Source organism: Pantoea sp. X-Soil-OKNW-713, from assembly GCF_059730685.1.
Genome location: NZ_AP035999.1, coordinates 43,523 through 60,323, shown reverse-complemented (window position 1 = coordinate 60,323; position 16,801 = coordinate 43,523). Strand labels below are relative to the sequence as shown.

17 protein-coding genes are annotated in these 16,801 nt (G+C 53.7%); 4 read left to right on the top strand and 13 right to left on the bottom strand.

Translation table 11 applies throughout. From position 1 onward, the window contains the following. Positions 1-274: 274 nt before the first annotated feature. Both AC6I8R_RS26375 and AC6I8R_RS26370 read left to right on the top strand, forming a co-directional pair. On the top strand, positions 275-589 hold the full coding sequence (locus tag AC6I8R_RS26375) for a helix-turn-helix domain-containing protein (protein WP_208726844.1): 315 nt from the start codon (positions 275-277) through the stop codon (positions 587-589). Then, positions 586-1,854 carry a type II toxin-antitoxin system HipA family toxin gene (locus AC6I8R_RS26370; RefSeq protein ID WP_497833347.1) on the top strand — a complete coding sequence of 423 codons (1,269 nt, stop codon included), beginning with the start codon at positions 586-588 and terminating at the stop codon, positions 1,852-1,854. The genes AC6I8R_RS26375 and AC6I8R_RS26370 overlap by 4 nt, the downstream gene beginning before the upstream one ends. Before the next feature lie 50 nt (positions 1,855-1,904). Here AC6I8R_RS26370 and AC6I8R_RS26365 read toward each other — a convergent pair whose 3' ends face one another. Further along, the gene (locus tag AC6I8R_RS26365) at positions 1,905-2,552 is read right to left on the bottom strand and encodes an SDR family NAD(P)-dependent oxidoreductase (protein ID WP_036627100.1); all 648 of its coding nucleotides are present in this window, start codon (positions 2,550-2,552) and stop codon (positions 1,905-1,907) included. A 254-nt stretch (positions 2,553-2,806) separates the two neighbouring features. Between AC6I8R_RS26365 and ompC the strand changes: the two genes are divergently transcribed. Next, positions 2,807-3,934 carry a porin OmpC gene (gene ompC, locus AC6I8R_RS26360; RefSeq protein WP_021185429.1) on the top strand — a complete coding sequence of 376 codons (1,128 nt, stop codon included), beginning with the start codon at positions 2,807-2,809 and terminating at the stop codon, positions 3,932-3,934. 63 nt (positions 3,935-3,997) lie between these two features. Here ompC and AC6I8R_RS26355 read toward each other — a convergent pair whose 3' ends face one another. The 12 genes from AC6I8R_RS26355 to AC6I8R_RS26300 form a co-directional block, all read right to left on the bottom strand. Further along, positions 3,998-4,762, bottom strand: coding sequence for an N-acetylmuramoyl-L-alanine amidase (locus tag AC6I8R_RS26355; RefSeq protein WP_497833346.1), 765 nt, complete (start codon positions 4,760-4,762; stop codon positions 3,998-4,000). Between the two features lie 55 nt (positions 4,763-4,817). Beyond that, positions 4,818-5,141, bottom strand: coding sequence for a hypothetical protein (locus tag AC6I8R_RS26350; protein WP_497833345.1), 324 nt, complete (start codon positions 5,139-5,141; stop codon positions 4,818-4,820). Between the two features lie 209 nt (positions 5,142-5,350). Then, positions 5,351-5,566 carry a YdgH/BhsA/McbA-like domain containing protein gene (locus tag AC6I8R_RS26345; protein ID WP_208726847.1) on the bottom strand — a complete coding sequence of 72 codons (216 nt, stop codon included), beginning with the start codon at positions 5,564-5,566 and terminating at the stop codon, positions 5,351-5,353. Between the two features lie 111 nt (positions 5,567-5,677). After that, positions 5,678-6,451 carry a Fe(3+) dicitrate ABC transporter ATP-binding protein FecE gene (fecE, locus tag AC6I8R_RS26340; protein ID WP_497833344.1) on the bottom strand — a complete coding sequence of 258 codons (774 nt, stop codon included), beginning with the start codon at positions 6,449-6,451 and terminating at the stop codon, positions 5,678-5,680. Beyond that, on the bottom strand, positions 6,452-7,399 hold the full coding sequence (fecD, locus tag AC6I8R_RS26335; RefSeq protein ID WP_497833343.1) for a Fe(3+) dicitrate ABC transporter permease subunit FecD: 948 nt from the start codon (positions 7,397-7,399) through the stop codon (positions 6,452-6,454). Next, positions 7,399-8,364: an iron-dicitrate ABC transporter permease FecC gene (fecC, locus tag AC6I8R_RS26330; RefSeq protein ID WP_497833342.1), complete on the bottom strand. Its 966-nt coding sequence runs from the start codon at positions 8,362-8,364 to the stop codon at positions 7,399-7,401. Before fecC ends, fecD begins: the two co-directional genes overlap by 1 nt. Continuing rightward, positions 8,361-9,227, bottom strand: a complete 867-nt coding sequence (locus AC6I8R_RS26325) for a Fe(3+) dicitrate ABC transporter substrate-binding protein (RefSeq protein WP_497833341.1) — start codon at positions 9,225-9,227, stop codon at positions 8,361-8,363. The genes fecC and AC6I8R_RS26325 overlap by 4 nt, the downstream gene beginning before the upstream one ends. Before the next feature lie 14 nt (positions 9,228-9,241). Beyond that, positions 9,242-11,545 carry a TonB-dependent Fe(3+) dicitrate receptor FecA gene (fecA, locus tag AC6I8R_RS26320; RefSeq protein ID WP_497833340.1) on the bottom strand — a complete coding sequence of 768 codons (2,304 nt, stop codon included), beginning with the start codon at positions 11,543-11,545 and terminating at the stop codon, positions 9,242-9,244. Positions 11,546-11,633: 88 nt separating this feature from the next. Further along, a complete protein-coding gene (fecR, locus tag AC6I8R_RS26315; RefSeq protein WP_497833339.1) occupies positions 11,634-12,587 on the bottom strand; it encodes a ferric citrate uptake sigma factor regulator FecR in 954 nt (317 codons plus the stop codon). A 1-nt stretch (position 12,588) separates the two neighbouring features. Then, positions 12,589-13,110 (bottom strand): ferric citrate uptake sigma factor FecI, encoded by a 522-nt coding sequence (gene fecI, locus AC6I8R_RS26310; protein WP_021185439.1) that lies wholly within the window; start codon positions 13,108-13,110, stop codon positions 12,589-12,591. Positions 13,111-13,278: 168 nt separating this feature from the next. After that, positions 13,279-14,409, bottom strand: coding sequence for a hypothetical protein (locus AC6I8R_RS26305; RefSeq protein ID WP_497833338.1), 1,131 nt, complete (start codon positions 14,407-14,409; stop codon positions 13,279-13,281). Positions 14,410-14,692: 283 nt separating this feature from the next. Further along, the gene (locus AC6I8R_RS26300) at positions 14,693-15,769 is read right to left on the bottom strand and encodes a LacI family DNA-binding transcriptional regulator (protein WP_497833337.1); all 1,077 of its coding nucleotides are present in this window, start codon (positions 15,767-15,769) and stop codon (positions 14,693-14,695) included. Positions 15,770-15,967: 198 nt separating this feature from the next. Here AC6I8R_RS26300 and AC6I8R_RS26295 point away from each other — a divergent pair, with 198 nt between their 5' ends. Beyond that, positions 15,968-16,780 (top strand): ABC transporter substrate-binding protein, encoded by an 813-nt coding sequence (locus AC6I8R_RS26295; RefSeq protein WP_497833336.1) that lies wholly within the window; start codon positions 15,968-15,970, stop codon positions 16,778-16,780. Positions 16,781-16,801: the final 21 nt, after the last annotated feature.

Sequence of the window (16,801 nt, the reverse complement as noted above, 5' to 3'; positions counted from 1 at the left end):
GCTTGTTAAGCATCATTTCCGCGAACAAGTAACAATTCATCGTAAAAACTCAAAATAGCATTTAAATCTGCTTTAAAATCAATGGACTAAACAATCCATTTCTGAGATTTTTTTTACAACACTTCTCTATTTTGTGATTTATCTCCCATTCGAAGTGAGGGATCCGTTGGACATGATTATGGTCACGATAAATCGCTAAGCATGACAACCGTGTTATAATAAAGGCCATAAAATCACCCCTTATGCATAAAATTTGGCATCAGGAGCTTTATATATGTCCCTTAATCTCTACTCTGAAGCCCGGTTGCTGTCTGAATTAGGGCAACGGTTGAAAGATCACCGCCTGCGCCGCAATCTGCTGCAAAAGGATCTGGCGGCGAAAGCCGGGATCTCTGTTTCCGCCCTGAAGAACCTCGAAAACGACGGTAAAGCCACGCTGGAAAATTTTATGAAAGTGGTGTTTGCCCTGCGACTGGAAAAAGAGCTGACCGGGCTGTTTACTCCACCGGCGCTGAGTATCGCGCAGGTTGAAGCCCTGAAGCAGCCTGGCCGACAACGTGCGACCCAACGTAAGGGGAAAGGCCAATGATCAAGAACTATCACCCCCTTCAGCGGCTGGAAATTATCTACCAGGGCTGGGGTGAACACTTCCCACTGGGCATTCTGGCGGCAGGCAGGGATCGCGGCCAGTGGTTGTTTGAATACTCGCCCGAGGGTATCGAACGCGGCCTTGAATTGTCACCGCTGCTGCATCCGCCGGTCAGCACCACTTATGCCGACTTTGAACGACATCAGGAGGGTATCCCCGGTTTTATTGCCGACTCATTACCCGATGGCTGGGGCCGGTTACTGATGGATCGTCTGTTACGGCGTAATGATATCGAACCAGCGGCCTTGTCGGTGTTGGATCGACTGGCAATGTTAGGTGATAACACGATGGGCGCCCTCACCTATCGACCGCTGCTCGATATGCCCGAGCAGGACAACCCGCATCGGCATATTGATGACCTGATCGTTCTGGCCAGTCAGATCCAGATTGAAGTCGCCGGCCAGGACTCAGAGGTACTGCCAGAGCTGGTGAGGCTGGGTGGTTCACCACACGGCGCGCGTCCCAAGGTACTGGTAGAGTTCGATGCCGCAACTGGCCGTATTGCCGCACAACCCTTCGCGGGTAGCCATCCCTGGCTGATAAAGTTCCCCGCGGCTCAGGAAGGGGTATGGGTGTGTGCGCTGGAGGAGGTGTATGCCCGACTGGCACGGCAGGCTGGCATCAATTTTCCTGACAGCCGCTGGTTTGATTTGGGTAACGGTTTATCTGCTTTCGGGGTGAAACGTTTTGATCGCCAGGCAGGCATGCGTGTGCCAGTGCTGAGTATGGCGGGAGCATTGCAGGCTGATTTCCGCCTCCCCTGTCTCGACTACAGCGATATCTTGCAGGCAACGGGAATGATCACCCGTTCAAGGGTGGAACGGGAAATCCAGGCGCGCCGGATGGTTTTCAATGTTCTGATGAACAACCAGGATGATCACGCTAAAAACTTCGCCTTTATCCTGAATCAGCAAGATGAGTGGCAGGTTTCCCCCGCCTACGACCTGACCTTACAAATGGGGCCGGGCGGCCAGCATCAGACGTCGGTGGCGGGTTATGGCCGCGATATCACCCGCAAAGCCTTATTAAAAGCGGCGGCATCCGCAGATATTGCGGGCAAGACGCTGAATCGTATCATTGAAGAGGTGAGCGACGTGGCCGCAATGTTTGTACACACGGCGCAGGCGTTGGGCGATGCAATCCCGGCCAGCGTGATTAAAGCCACTGCGGATAAAATCAACGCCAATATCAGCGCGCTGGATTAATAATGAACACTTCCCGACTTAGCATAAAAATAATAACGCACGTCGAGTGATTAACAGATCACCATGCGAGTCGGGGTTATTTCACTCGAAATACATTCTGCCATCGAATAAGCCGCCCAGTTATTTTTTCCTGTCACAGAGGCAACATAATCTTCTGTGTTGAAATTAATAACAGATGTTTCGATGCCAAATGTGGAAAGATCATGCGTCAGTGATGAAAAAAGACTCTCCACTCCCTTGCTGATAGCATAATTCACCGATCTGTCTGACGGCGATTTTTTATCATGGGAAGAAGATACCAGGATGAGTCTACCCTCATTTTTATATCGGAAGTACGGAATAATTTCACGTATCAGCAAGATCGGATTGGTTAATCCGAAGCTGACAGAGGATATAATTTCATCAGCTGACATATCCTCCACCGATTTTGTTAATAAGGTGTTGTCGCACAATATCACCCCATCGACACTGGAAAAATCGTCAATAACAGACTGAAGGTATGAGGCGATTCCCCGGCTATCGTTTCGTGCGATCTCCACCCCAACAAATTGGTTTGGGAACCGGGACGTCAGGTCGGCAACTTTAATATAATCTTCAACAATAGCAGAGACATAGCATCCATTCTGCAATAACTGCACAACAATTTCTTTACCCAGCCCGGACTCCGCGCCAGTAACGATCCATTTCATCTTTTTCATCTGTCACATTGCCATCATCACACCCGGCATTGGTGTGGACTTATTAGACTAATAACACAACTGCGGGCGGTTTTAATTTACCAAACTGTGCTAAACCGTGATCAATCGCACATCAATAGAACTATTTTACCTAATTGTGCGGATTTTCCTTACATAGATTTACTGAGCAGAAAATGAATGTTACATACCATCACTGCGGAAATAAGTTCCCGCATTACTAAATATTACAAGCAGTGGTTTTTTCGAGGAATAAAATGAGCAAGCACATTAAAAAGCTATCCTTAGTGGTGGCAGGCCTGATCATGGCCAACGCATCACATGCAGCGGAAGTTTATAACAAAGATGGTAACAAATTAGATATTAACGGCATGGTAGTGGGTGAAAATTATATCACCAACGATCAAAGCCAGAATGGTGACCAATCGTACATGCGTTTTGGTTTCCGTGGTGAAACGCAAATTACTGACCAGCTGACCGGTTACGGATTCTGGCAGGCGCAGTGGAATTTGAATCAGGCGGAAAACGAATCCGACTCGATGTATACCCGTAAAGGTTTCGCCGGTGTTAAATATGGCGACTACGGTTCGTTCGATTACGGTCGTAACTCTGGCGTGATGTACGATGCTCTGAGCTACACCGATATGCAGCCTGAGTTCGACGGCATGACCTATAACTCAGACACCTTCCTGTTCAACCGTGGCAATGGTATGGCGACCTACCGCAATACCAACTTCTTCGGTCTGGTGGATGGTCTGAAGTTCGCGCTGCAATATCAGGGCAAAAACGACGGTGGCGGCGAGCCGGGCGTGCGTGATGTGCTGCGTCAGAATGGTGACGGTTACGGCATGTCAGCATCTTATGACATTGGCGCAGGCTTCAGTCTGGCCGGTGCGTTCATGAGTGCCGACCGTACCAACGAGCAAAACAGCGTGACCAGCGGCATTATGGGCCACGGTACCCGCGCAGAAGCCTACACCACTGCGTTGAAATACGATGCGAACAACATCTACCTGGCCTTTATGTACACCAAAGCCTACAACGCCTCACGTTTCGGCTCCAGCTCAGGCGGTGCTTACGGTTATGCCAACCAGTCTGACCTGTTCGAAGCCTATGCGGGCTACACCTTCGACTTCGGTCTGGTGCCGTTTGTGGGATATAACCAGACCCGTGCCAAAGACCTTGGTGCTTCCGGCGATGGCAACACCTATGGCAGCCAGGATCTGGTTAAATTTATCGACATCGGTGCGACCTATAATTTCAACAAGAACATGAACGCTTATGTTGATTACAAGATCAACCTGATCGACAGCAGCGAGTTCACTGAATCCGCCGGGATCAGCACCGACGATGTGGTGGCCGTGGGCCTTGTTTATCAGTTCTGATGCGTTAATGCTTTACAGATAATAAAATCCGGGAACATGGCGTTTCCGGATTTTTTTTGCATCTCATGGAAAGTATTTGTCTACCAAGGCATACAGGATAGCGGCAGTTTCCGCATCAACGATTCCTTGATAATTTTTCTGACGAAAGTGAAGCTGGAATGCCCGAATCAGATTGCGGTAGCCACTTTCTGTCCCTGTCACCGCTGTGTCATAGCCATATTTACTCAGTTTAGCAATGATGTCTGCTTTGGCCGGAAGCGCACTCAAGAACTGCGTCTGGTAACGTAATTGCGTCGCATCATCGTACCATGCGCCAATACCGGCATCATAAAGCGCTTTCCACGGGAATGCGGCCCCCGGATCGCTTTTTCTCCCGGGTGAAATGTCGCTATGTCCAATAATATGGGTAGGGACTATATCGGGATAACGCAGGAGGATATTCGCGGCAAGTTGCTTAATCGCTTCGGTCTGAACCGGATTATAAGGTGGGAATATCTGTACGCCATTATTATCCTGCGCTAAATTAACAATCTCAATGCCTATTGAGGTATCATTTAAATTACTGCGCCCTGCCCATGTACTGATTCCGGCATGCCATGCACGTTCATTTTCATCGACCAGATTAAAAATACGCATATCCTTAAAGCCCGCAGCAATATAGCTTTTATCCAGGGGATCAGGGACGAGATAATGCGCACTGACGGAAGAACCGGTCAGGGCGTTGATTGACGCTTTAAAATCAATGGCTGTGTAATGAAAAACCAGGAAGCGAACCCGCCGGTTAAACCCTTTGACCGAGCGATAACTATTATAATCAATCTGGTACATAAACAATGCCTCTCTTGGCGATGAAATCCACGTTTAGCCTGATAAGATCGACGACTTATCGCACTTTGCTGGCCTTGCCGCCAGGCTCTGTACCGGACTTAGAAAGAATCTCAAATTCCTCTCCCTGCATGTGCATGACTTCACCTGAGGAGAAGGTTAATAACACCCTGACCTTCCCCTTAAAATAAGTCTTGTTCTCCTCGGTGTTGCTTTCCTGATGTTCAGCAGAGATGTCTATTTTTGTCGCTACAGGCACATCAAAAGAGGCTACTGACTTTCCATGACTCATGACATATATCGTCGCTGGCAACGTATTCGCCAGTGTTGACTGGCTAAATAAAACCAAAGCCATGATTATTGATTTTTTATAAATCTTCATCACATTATCCCTCACGTAAAGAAAACGCCTCTAAGGTATTATCTTTTATCATCCGTTTCAGGATTTAAATGTAAATTCACGATTAAATACAATAAACTTACGATCTCAGGCAGGATTTATTTGATATTTTCCTGAAAAAAAGAATTTCATGACTTTTTTTGCAAAAAAAAAACCGCCTGATAAGGCGGCCTTGTTGGTACTGCGTTTTATTATTTGTACAATTCTGCGGTCATATGAACGCGGTTATTGGTGTTGGCTTCAGTAATTTTGTACTGATCACCATGCTGTGCTGCCTGAGCGGCGATTTGCGCTTCAGCACCGTCCAGGGTATCGGCGGTGACAGAAACGCTCTGCGCGAAGCTGGCAAATGACATCATAGAAAAAGCGGCGACAGCGGCGATTGACATGGCTTTGATAGTTTTCATGGTCTTATTCCTTCATTTGTTTGTGTGGAAGGCTGTATGCCTTCGATGGAGGTAATAATAACCATAGTTATCGTTTCAATATTGATAATTAGTGCGGTTATCGTGATCATGCTAATTATCATAATGCACGCACATTAACGCGCCGCTGAGTGGTTCGGGCACCACTGCTACATCTACCTGGAACACACGCTTGAGGATCCCTGGCTGGAGTACCTGCGCCGGCGTTCCCTGGGTGACCAGCGCACCTTGTGCTAACAGCACCAACTGGTCGCAATAGCGGCTGGCCTGATTGAGGTCATGCAGCACCGTAACCACCGTTTTGCCCTGTGCCTTTAATTCTCCCATCAGTTTCATCAGTTCGATCTGATGATTGATATCCAGCCAGGTGGTTGGCTCATCCAACAGCACAATTGGCGTATCCTGCGCTAACAACATCGCCAGGAACACCCGCTGGCGTTGTCCACCGGATAAATCGCTGGCCCGCTGCGGCGCCAGATGATCCACCCCCATCCGTTCCATCGCGACCTGCACCTGCACCCTATCCTGTACCGATAACCGCCCCCATAACGGCAGCCAGGGATGGCGACCATAAGCCACTAACTCGGCTACGCTAACCCCTTCTGGCGTCAGATGCTGTTGTGGCAGCAATGCCAGATGCCGCGCCAGTTGCCGCGCGGAGAAGCGCGCCAGGGGTTGATCCCCAACCAACACCTGTCCCTGGCTGGGGACCAACAGACGCGCCAGCGATTTTAATAATGTCGACTTACCACAGCCATTCGGTCCCAGCAGCGCAGTGACTTGCCCGACGGGAAAGCTGACGCTGACATCCTGCAAAACGCGCTTGCCCACGTAGCCCGCAGTCAGATTCTCAACCCTCAGTTGCATCTATCGTGTCCTGATTAACAGCCAGAAGAACCACGGAGCGCCGATTAATGCGGTGATCACACCGGCTGGCAGCTCCATCGGTGGCGACACAGTGCGCGCCAGCACATCGGCCAGCAGCAACACCAGTGCGCCCAGTAACGCGGAAAACGGCAGCAGGCGGGCATGGCGTCCCCCTACCAGACGGCGCACCAGATGCGGCACCACCAGGCTAATAAAGCTGATCGGTCCACACACCGCGACTGCCAGCGCCGCCAGTGCGACGCCAACCAGCAACACGCCGCGTTGAAAAGGGTGTAACGACACGCCAAGGGTCGCCGCACGCTCATCCCCCAGCGCCAGCAGGTCGAGATCGCGGCAGAACGCCAGACTCATCAGCAGCAACACCGGCAACGGTAACGCCAGCAGCACCATCTGCCAGTCGCGCCCCCACAGGCTGCCGGTCAGCCACAGTAGCGCGGTGTTGACATCCTGTGGCCGTGATAACAACAGATAATCGGTGACGCTGGCAAAGCAGGCGGCAAGCGCCACCCCCACCACCGCCAGCCGCAGCGGCGAGGCAGTGCCGGTCAGCCAGTGCAGCATGACCAGCGCAGCGCAGCCACCGGCAAACGCTATCAGCGGCAGCCACACCAGCGGTAAGGCGGGTAACAACAGCAGCGCCAGTAAAGACGCGAGACTGGCGGCATGATTGACGCCAAGAATATCCGGCGAGGCCAGTGGATTACGGATGATGCCCTGGACCAGCACGCCGGAAACCGCCAGCGCCGCCCCCACCAGCAACGCCAGTACCACCCGAGGCAGACGGTACTCCATCACCACGAAATGCGCCTCGCTGCTCACTTGCCAGGCGCCCCACAGCGTTGACCAGGCGAATGACTGCACGCCGAGCTTCAGGCTGACCACCGCGCTGATCGTCAACAACAGCGGCAACAGATAGCGTGTCGACATCAGCGTTGCCTCCTTGCCAGCCAGACAAAACCGGGCGCACCGACCAGCGCCAGCACCACTCCGGCGGGGAGTTCACCGGGCCATGCCATCCCGCGCGCCACGATATCTGCCGACAGCAGCAGCGTGGCCCCCAGCACCATTGCCATCGGTAGCATGACGCGCAGATCGTGCCCGATCCACGCGCGCGCCAGATGTGGCACCAGCAAGCCAATAAACCCCAGCGGTCCGGCCACGCTGACGCAAGCACCGACCAACAGCAGCAGCGCGATACTCAACCCACCGCGTACCACGCCAATATTGACGCCGAGGCTGTGCGCCGCGCTGTCACCCATAGCCAGCACGTTGAGCGCACGCGTCTGGGTCAATACCAGCGGGATAATCACCACCATCACCGGTAACAATTGCCACACCTCCTGCCAGCGCGCATGACCAATTCCCCCGGCTAACCAGGTCAGAATGCCGTAGGCATGATCTTCCGCCAGCAGCAACACAATGCGGGTCATTGCCATGCAGAAAGCGGATAACGCGATACCGGAGAGGATCAGCCGCTGCCGCTCGCGTGTGCCTGCCGCCAGGGTGACGCACAGCCAGCTAAGTGCGCCGCCGCAGGCAGCCATCAACGCCAGTGGATAGCCCTCCAGCTTCACCGGTGCAAAGGCCGACACCAGCGCGATGGCTAACGCCGCGCCGCTGTTGATCCCTAACACCGACGGCGAGGCCAGCGGATTATGGGTCAGCGCCTGCAACAATCCCCCGGCCAGTGCCAGCGCCGCACCTAACAGCACCGCCACCAGCGCACGCGGCAAGCGCAGATTGAATACCAACGCCTCACCGATGCTGCCAGGCTGCCCCGGCCACAACGCATGCAGTGCCGACTGCGGTGCAATCGGCACGGACGAGAAGCTGGTCAGACTAAACCAGAAGGCGCAGAGCAGCAGCGCCAGGCTCAGGATCCAACGGGTCATGGCGCAAATAAGGTGACAGTGTCACGCGCAATTTTTTCCGCGGCGAACAAGCCACGCATCCGCGCCCAAATGTTGCTGTCGACGGCACGCACATGATGCTGCTGCGCCGCGCTCAACATCCCCCACAGCGGATCGGCTTCCCAGCGCTTCACAATACTTTCCTGGCGATAGTGCGCCACCAGCAGCCAGTCCGGGTTCTGGGCCAGCAGGTTTTCGAGACCCATCGGCGTCATCGCCGCGCCATTAATCGGATCCGGTACCGTCAGCCCCAGCGCAACCAGCACCCCGCCGGTGTAGCTGTCGCGCGAATGCAGCGTGAACTGATTTTCCCGCGACGTGCCGAACAGCACCCGCGCCCCCTGTGGTAACAGTTTGGCTGCCTCAGCGATACGTTGCCGGTGCAACGCCAGGCGTTTTTCCATCTCGGCTTTTTTACCCACCACCTCGCCAATGATGGCGGCGGATTGCAGATTTTCTGCGTATGTTTCATTGCGCGACTGAAGCAACAACACCGGGGCGATACGCTGCAACGCGCCATAGATTGTGGTATGACGGCTGCTGTCGGCGATAATCAGATCCGGGTGCAGGCTGCTGATGGCCTCCAGGCTGGGCTGCCCGCGCAGCCCGACCGATTGCCAGGGTTGGAGGTGCTCACGCACCTCCGGCAGCAAACGTTGTGGATCGTTATCATCGGCAATCCCCACCGGACTGATATTCACCGCCGCCAACGCATCCGCAAACGACAGTTCCAGCACCACAATCCGTTGCGGTGTCTGGTTGAGGGTAAAGGTACCGTGCTGATCCTGCACCGTCACCGCGCTGGCCTGTCCCATCAACGCCAGCAGCAATAAAAGAACGCGCATGGAGACGTCTCCCGTCAGAATTTCAGTGAACCTTGCAGATAGAAGGTGCGAGGCTGACCGGCATAAATGCCTTTGTTGTTGTCGTCATAGGAACGGGTGAAATATGCCTGATCAAACAGGTTCTTCACCCCGACCGCGAGGTTAAGGTTGGCAAGGCTGGGACCGAAAGCATAATTGGCGCGCGCGCCCCACAGCATAAAGCCAGGGATGCGACCAGTGCTGCCATCGGCGCTTTCCTGCACGGTGTTGGCGTTATCGGCAAACTGGCTCGACTGGAATTCGCTATTGAGGTTGAAGGTCCAGTTACCTGGTTGGTAATCCACGCCGAAGGTGCCTTTCTGACGCGGAGAGAACGGCACCTGGTTGCCATAGGTGTCGCCTTTTTCGCGGATCTCGGCATTGACGTACGCGTAGCTGGCGTAAACCGACACGTCTTCCAGCGCGGGCGTCAATTCACCGAGGTTGTAACGTACCTGGCTTTCCAGACCGGTATGACGCGTCTTACCGCGCGCGGTAACGGTGTCGTTGGTCTGATTGGAGTCATACTGGTTGTTGAAGTTAATCAGGAACAGGCCAACTTCTGCCGTCAACGCACCATCGTCATAACGGGTGCCCACTTCCCAGGTACGGGCTTTTTCCGGCTCGACGCTGCCACTTTCCACCGCTTTACCGATCTGGCTGTACTGAACGGTGCCGAAAGATCCTTCGGTGTTGGCATACAGGTTCCAGCTGTCGGTGAGGTGGTACAACACGTTCAGCGCAGGCAGCGGCGCGTTGTAACTCACGTCCTGACGTGTACCTTTGATCGCGTTGCGCTGGAAGGATTCAATATGTTCAAAACGCATTCCCGGCGTGATGGTCCAGTTACCGACATCGATACGGTCATCCAGATACCAGGCATGAGCCTCGGTGCCGGAACGGGTATCGCGATCGTAAGGGCTGGCGGTGGACGGCAGCTCGCCGCTGGCGGTGGGCACGTAGTAACGCATCTCATGGCCAGATTCGCTGACATAACGGTAGCCCACACCCACTTCGTGCGCCGTTGGACCCAGGTTAAAGCTCTGACTATAGCGTGGTTCGATGCCGCGCACCCAATACTCACGCGGTGACAACGTCACGCGAGCTCCCTGTTCCAGATAGCCGCTGCGCAGCGTATGGGTGTAGAAGCCGAGGATATTGAATTTATGCTGCGCATCGGGCTGGAACTGATAGCCGAGGCTGGCGAGCTGACGACGGCCCCAGAAGCGATCGACCGGACGGGTGGATTGCCAGCGGTCGGCGTCGTAAGCGGCGCGGCTCAGGCCGCCCGGCATATCTGCCTCACCGTCGTAATATTGCAGCAGGCTGGTGAAGGTGTGCACATCGTTAGGTTTGTACTGACTTTTCAGCATCACATCATCAATGCGGGTGGCGCTGTGTTCCCGCCAGTCGCTGCCGCGCGTCCCGGAGTAGAGAATCGCGCTACCAAACCCGTTATCGGCGGTGCCTCCGACCAGCAGGTTATGCGTCTCTTTCGGGTTGTTTTGTGACGAGGTCGGGCTAAGCTGTCCTTCCACACCGGCTTCGATACCAAAATCCGCCGGGATTGCCCGCGTCACAAAGTTGACCACGCCACCAACGCTCTGCGGTCCGTAACGCACCGCACCGCCGCCGCGCACCACATCCACTGCATCCATATTGCCGAGCGAAACCGGTGCCAGCGACAGTTGCGGCTGACCATAAGGCGCAAACGGCACCGGGATACCATCCATCAGCACCGTTGAACGACTGGCAAGACGCGGGTTCAGACCGCGAATACCGAAATTCAGCGCCAGGTCATGGCTGCCGGTGCCGTTGTTTTCCGGTGCATTGACACCGGGAATGCGGTTGAGCACCTCGCGCATGGTGGTGGCACCGTTTTTAGCGAACTCTGCGCGACGGATAACATCACGCGCGCCCGGATGTTCAAACACGTCGCTTTCGCGTGCTTCACCCAGCCAGTCACCCACCACCGTCAGGCTCTGTTCATGGGGACGTTGCTTTACCGTCCACAGGTTACCGCCCAACGGACTGGCTTCGAGCTGTGAATCTGCCAGCAGGGCCGTCAGGCCATCCTGCACCGAATAGTCGCCCTGCAAGCCCGCGCTGTGCTTGTCGCGTGTCAGGGTGGCATCCAGCGACAGCGTAATACCCGCCGCAGAGGCGAACTGGTTTAATGCGTTGTCCAACGGGCCGGCAGCAATGTTGAACGGATGGGTGGCCGGTGTGGCCGCCATCACCATTCCCGAGGTGAAAAGTAATGCAGGAAGCAGGTGCAAAGCAGGACGAGAAACAGTCATAACCTCTCCAAAATTTATGATTTTTTGTGGTCTTCAGAGATAAGTCGTATGACGCAGGCAAAAGGGACAATGACGGGACAAAAAAAATTTATCGCCGCGTGACCAGCACCCAATAACGGGTGATGCGATGCAGGACAACAGGCAGGGTTTGCTCCAGCGCCAGTAACGCCTGGTCGCTGTTCAGCAACGGAAAAGTACCGGTGACGCGTAACTGCGCTGCATCCGCATCGCAACGCAGCATGCCCTGACGGTAACGCGCCAGTTGGTCGATCACTTCCCCCAAAGGACGATCGCTCACGCTGAGCCAGCCGTTAATCCACGCCGGGGCACGTTCGACGTCGTGGGTCAGTGCACCGAAGCGATCGGCGGTGAAGTGCAGACTTTGCCCCTGCTGTACGGTGAGGGATTGTGTTGCATCATGGTTGAGGCGCACCGCCACCGCATGTTGTGAAACGCGCAGCAGCGTGCTGTCGGGCTGTTGCTGCACGCTGAAGGCCGTACCCAGCGCCGTCATCTGCCCCTGACGGGTATACACCCGCAGCGGGCGCTGTGCTGCATCCTTGCCCGTGGTGATGGCCAGGGTGCCCTCAATCAGATCGATCCGCCGTTCCAGGGCTGAAAAACTGACATTTACTGCTGAGGCGGTGTCGAGCGTCAGCAGGCTGCCATCGTCCAGCGGGTAGTGACGGATCTCACCGCGAGCGGTGCGATAATCCGCACGTAATCCGGCGGCATACTCGCTGCGCCACAACGGCCATCCGGCACCCACGCCGACCGCCAGCAGCAACCCCTTCAGCACATGACGCCGCGTTATCTGCGAATCACGCAGCGCTTTGCTGGCCACCTCGCCCGGCATGCCCTGCATTTGCTGACGCAGATTTTCCACCTGTTGCCACGCCCATTGGTTATCCTGATTCGCATCCACCCAGCGCTGCCATTTCAGTTCCTGCTGAGGACTGACGCGTTCACCGCTGAGCACGGCGTACCAGTGCGATGCGCTGCGCAGCGCCTCCCGTTGCGAGCTGGAGAGCGGAGCCGTCACGTCACAACCCCTGCTCGAGACGAAACAGCAGGCAATGCTCGGTGGCTTTCGCCATATATTTCTTCACCGAACTGACGGATACGGCAAGCTGCACGGCAATATCGGCATAGGTGAGGTTATCCAACTGGGACAGCAGAAATGCCTGTCGCGCCTTGTAACCCAGTCCATCCAGCATTCGATCCAGTAATTGCAGGGTTTCCAGTTGGCTTTGTTGTACTTCCGGTGAGGGGGCGACCGCTTCAGGGAGCTGGCTGAGTAATTCCAGATACGCGGTTTCCAGCGCGTTACGGCGGAAGCGATCCACCATCACACGTTTGGCGAGCGTACAGAGAAACGATTTGGCATCACGAATATCAGACAGATGATGCCCGGACATCACCCGTAGAAACGTATCCTGAGCGACATCATCCGCATCAAAAGCCGAACGCAACTTGCCCGTCAGCCAGTGCTTCAGCCAGCGGTGATTGGTGGCGTAGAACAGCGCGAGAGAAGGCGCAGCGGGCGATTCAGCAGCAGGCAACATGATGTCAAAGTATGTCAAAAGGTGAAAAGTGTAATGATACTAGCTGCGAATGGTTCTCATTACAACTATGGATGATTTTACCGGACTGCGACGTGAGGTTGCCAGGCCTGGTAGCAGCGCGGTTTAAGCTGCGACAAAAGAGCGCGATAAATCGCGCCGCTACCAGGGTTATTTGAAATACAGCGGTGACCTGACCCGAGGGTTAGAAAAGTTATTGTTATAGATCTTTTCAGCCCGTTGTGTGGCAGCGTCATCACAATACTTATCCTTTGGCCCCCCATTATCACAGCGGAAGAATTTTTCATTATGAAATGCGTCCATATATTGCTGTGCTATGGGCGAGACTTCACAATCCATACCTCCTGATTTTGGAATTTCATCATTGGCGAAGATAAGTGCTCTGTTGGTTTCAAAATTAGTGTCTTTGTGTCCCGCCACAAGAGCCTCGAGGTTTTCATAGGCGTCACGCGTATTATCTGCGAGATATTTAACCTTGATAAACTTGTTACAATCGTCAGTGAGATGATCAATCCCTTCATAAACATCCCATATTTTTCTTTGTTGATCCTCCAGTTTTCCTATATCGCTATCGACATTATTTCCGTGCATACGAAGGATTTTTACGGAAATAACTGAGTACGTCGCATTATGCTTCTCAACAATTTCAATGAAACTTTCGGTATCCATTTTCTCACTTTTCAGATTGGCAATATCATTGCTGATATTCCCCCCCAGGCACTCGGAAGAAACCCCCGTTAATACCGGTTTCCCTGTAACAATTTTCATTTCTTTGATTTCATTATTAATATTATTACACTCATCTTGCCCCCTGGTACGTGCATGATGGATAAGGTGTTTGGCTTTACGATTAAAGTAAGCGATGTCATCCGAGCAATCCTTGATAGCCTGCGCTGCGGCACGTTTTGTTGCATAAGAGCTGCAATCATTAGAGACAGCAAACAGGCTGATCCCACGTTTGTTTCGCTGCGGCGTGATGCCAGACGTCTGCCCGACAGGTGAAGCGCCAGCCACCACCGCAACCGTTTGAACCACAAGCAAGCCCAAAAAAACATCCTTCAGCGTAAGGGATTTACCGTTCCACTGCGGCGCGCGTAAATTAACACCCTGGTGATTTTCGTCCCGAATTTTCACAACATAATCCTGACTTTTTGGCACCTCCATATTATTAGTGAATTTCTTAATTTTTTGTGGTAAATGCGTTTTATTCTTATTATTTACCTTATTGTGGAAGAGGCCGGTGGTTTGAATAAATGAAGCATTGAAATTTAAATTTGGCATAGTTAAATAATCGCATCGTTGTTATCGCTGCTGGCATGGTGTTTTTAATTATGAAAAAAATGCTGAACTCTTGTTAAGATTGAATGTTTTTATTTGTATTGTTAAAGTTGTGAAAAATAAAGTAAGAATTTCTCGAGCACGCAAGTAATAACCTTAAAAACAACCCCTTATTAATAAATTAAGCCCAGGCATTAATACTTGCCATGATGATATTTATTTACTTTGCGTTATATCAACAAAATGAACTATCCGCCTGTAAAAATCAGCGCGATAAATCGCACCGCTACGGCAATCTACGGGGTGCCCCAATAGACATGCGATCGATCAGCTCCGCACTGAACGTGGGTAAGGGTTCCAGCATCTCGCCACGAATTTCCGCGATCAACCGGCGCGCGGCTTCGCGCCCCATTTCGTATACCGGCTGTGCCACCACGGTGAGTGGCGGGGAGATAATTTCGCTCCAGGGGAAGTTGTCATACATAACAAACGACAGGTGCTCCGGGATGCGCAAGCCACGCCGTGTCAGCTCGCGCAGCAGCGACATCGCCACCACGCTATCGGAGGCGATCAGTGCGGTGGGTGGACGTGGGCGTTGCCACAGGCGCGCTACGATCTGCTGGATCTGTTCGTCACTCCCGGCATTCACCTGCACCATGCCGGGATCGAAGGGATGTCCGGCAGTCGCAAACGCGCGCATCATGCCATCAACGCGCTGTGCTACCGGGGTCAAACCAAAGTCGCTGAGTTGCTGAAAATCGTGCTCAAGCGTCATGCTGGTGACATACACCACCTCACGGTGTCCCGCCGCAATCAATTGATGAGTGGCCTGTTGCGCAACGGCGGTAAAATCGCAGCATATCGCCTCAACATCCATACCAATAACCGCGCGATCAAATAATTTCAACGCCCGCCCTTCCGCCTGTACCTGCATCAGATGGCCGTTTTTCTCCCGTTCTGAGCAGCACGGTGTGACGATGATGCCATCCACCTGTTTTTCCAGCATCACCCGGACCGCATCCTGTTCCGCCTGCCATTTTTCATCGCTGTTACTTAACAGCAACTGATAACCGGCCTGACGGGTCACATCCGCCATACCACGCAGCGCCACACCAAAGTGCGGGTTTTCAATATCCCCGACGATCACCCCGATAGTGTTGGAACGTCCGGTGTTCATGCTGCGCGCCAGCTCATTGGGGCGATAACCCAGGGCGGCAGCCGCATGGTTAACCCGAATCTGAACCTCTTCGCTCACCGCACCATAGCCACCCAGCGCCCGTGCCGCCTGCGCTTTGGAAACGTTGGCCTCCCGCGCGACATCTGCCACGGTTGGCGCTTTAGAACGCACTTTTTGCTTGGTCATAATTAATTCGAATCACAGGTTGAGGTCAGGATCATTGACGCTGAAAAACGGGTGTGCTTAAACTCATTGTAACTCCTTGAGACCGGTCTCACAATCACTGTGTCTCGCGGAGTCACCTGCGTTGAGACCGCTCTCAAAAACATTACAGCTTACCGGCTCAACAGTCTCTGATGTTTAACCTGCAAAAACGGACGAGCTATGAAATCGCATAAATCCCTGCACGCGCTGTTCGGCGCGGCCATCGCCTTGTGTTCGCTTTCCTTTACCACCGTTGCTGTAAGTCAGGACAATCCTTACGGCCTGCTCTCTCCCGGCCATCTGCGCGTCGCCAGTGTTGGCGACTCCAAACCCTATACCTTCACCGACGCCAGCGGCCAGTTCACCGGCTTTGATGTGGAGTTTTTCAAAAATGTCGCCCACCGCATGGGTATCGATCAGGTGGATTTTGTCGGTCAGGATTTCTCCGCCATTCTGCCTGCGGTGGCGAATGGCCAGTTTGATGCTGGCGTCGCCGCCATCGGGATCACCCCGGCGCGCGAAAAAACCGTCGATTTCTCCACCGGCTATCTCGCCGGTTATTTGACGGTGCTGACGCGCAGTGACAGCGGGGTTAAGGATGTCGCCAGCCTGCCGAAACATCGCCTTGGCGTGATTCAGGGGACCTTGCAGGAAAGCTATGCGGTGCAGCACTTCACCCAGACGGACATCGTCCGTTTTCCGGATAACAACACCGCCGTTTCGGCGCTGAATAATGGCACGCTGGATGCGGTGTTCCTTGATTATGAAGCGGCGAAAAGTTATGCCGAGCGCTTCAAACTGGTCTCCGCCGCCGATATCCCCTCGTTCAATGCGCCTGCGGGCGTCGCCATCGCCAAAGACAAACCCGCATTCAAAGCGGCGCTGGACAAAGCCATCAAAGCCGCCATGCAGGATGGCACCTGGAAACAGCTGTATCAGAAGTGGTTTCCCGGCTCGCCCATGCCAAAACAGTATCTGCCTGACGGCCAGTAGATCACACTTTCAACCGGTGAT